At 74.7% G+C, this 1,556-nt stretch carries 1 protein-coding gene; it reads left to right on the top strand.

Going from position 1 to position 1,556, the window contains the following annotated elements; genetic code table 11:
• The coding region (locus PKE44_RS19300; protein WP_324554461.1) for a DUF927 domain-containing protein at nucleotides 1–1,556 on the top strand (1,556 nt) is incomplete at both ends.

Below are 1,556 nucleotides of genomic sequence, written 5' to 3'. Positions count from 1 at the left end.
GTGCTGGCCTGCACGCGCGATCAGCGGGGCGAGGCCTGGGGGCGCCTGCTCGCCTTCGAGGACCGCGAGGGGCGCCGGCACGAGTGGGCAATGCCGATGGAGCTGCTACGCAGCGACGGTGCCGAGCTGCGAGGCGAGCTGCTGCGGCTCGGGCTGATCTTCGCGACCGGCCCGCGCGCCCGGCAGCGGCTGGCCGACTACATCGCGCAGGAGCGGCCCGCGGACTTCGCGCGCTGCGTCGAGCGCACCGGCTGGCATGGCGATGCCTTCGTGCTGCCGCATCGCACGTTCGGCGAGGGCGCGGAGCGCGTGCTGTTTCAGGCCGAGACGACCGCAGGCCATGCGTTCAGCGAGCGCGGCACGCTCGCCGAGTGGCGCACACACGTCGCCGCGCACTGCATCGGCAATTCGCGCCTGCTGCTGGCGGCATCCTGCGGCTTCGCTGCGCTGCTGCTCGGCAGGATCGGCGAGGAATCCGGCGGATTCCACCTGCGCGGCGGATCGAGCACCGGCAAAACCACCGCGTTGCACGTCGCGGCCTCCCTGTTCGGGCCGCCCGGGCGGTACGTGCAACGCTGGCGCGCGACCGCAAACGGGCTGGAAGCCATCGCGGTGCAGCACTCCGACTGCCTGCTGATCCTCGACGAACTGGCGCAGGTAGACCCGAAGGACGCCGGCGAAGCCGCCTATCTGCTGGCGAACGGGCAAGGCAAGGCGCGCGCCGGGCGCAGTGGCGGCGCCCGCGCCCGCGCATCGTGGCGCCTGCTGTTCCTGTCGGCGGGCGAGATCAGCCTGAGCGAGCACATGCGCGCCGCCGGCAAGCGCGCGCACGCCGGGCAGGAAATCCGCTTGGCGGACCTCGACGCCGACGCCGGCCGCGGCTTCGGCATCTTCGAGGCCCTGCACGGCCGGGCCGATGGCGCGGCGCTGTCGCGCGAGCTGAGCGACGCCGCCGGCCGTTACCACGGCACCGCAGCGCCGGCCTTCCTGTCGGCGCTGCTCGCCGATCTGGCTGCACTGCCCGGCACCGTCGAGGCCCTGCGCCGGGCATGGCTCGCCCGACACCTGCCGGCCGGCGCATCCGGACAGGCGCACCGCGTGGCCGGGCGCTTCGCGCTGGTTGGCATCGCCGGCGAGCTGGCGAGCCGCTACGCCGTCACCGGCTGGCCGCAGGGCGCGGCACTCGAAGCCGCGGCCGTCTGCTGGCGCGCGTGGCTCGAAGGCCGCGGCGGACCGGGCAACGCCGAGCCGGCCGCCATGCTCGACCAGGTGCGGCGCTTCCTGCTCGCGCACGGCGAGGCCCGCTTTGCCGACCTCGACGGCAGCGACGATCGCCGGACCATCATCGTCAACCGCGCCGGCTTCCGTGAACGCACCCCGGCCGGGGGCTGGCGCTACCTGATCCCGGCCGAGGGCTGGCCGGAGGTCTGCTCCGGCTTCGAGCCGAAGGCCGTTGCCGCACTGCTGGCGGCACGCGGCTGCCTCGACACCGAGGACGGGCGCACGACCCGGCGCGAGCGGCTGCCCGGACTCGGGCGCGTGCGCTGCTACGTGGT

It is taken from the genome of Plasticicumulans sp., assembly GCF_035331805.1.
Classification (GTDB): Bacteria; Pseudomonadota; Gammaproteobacteria; order Competibacterales; family Competibacteraceae; genus Plasticicumulans.
The sequence above is the reverse complement of the archived record's forward strand: the minus strand, read 5'-3'. Positions and strand labels throughout refer to the sequence as shown.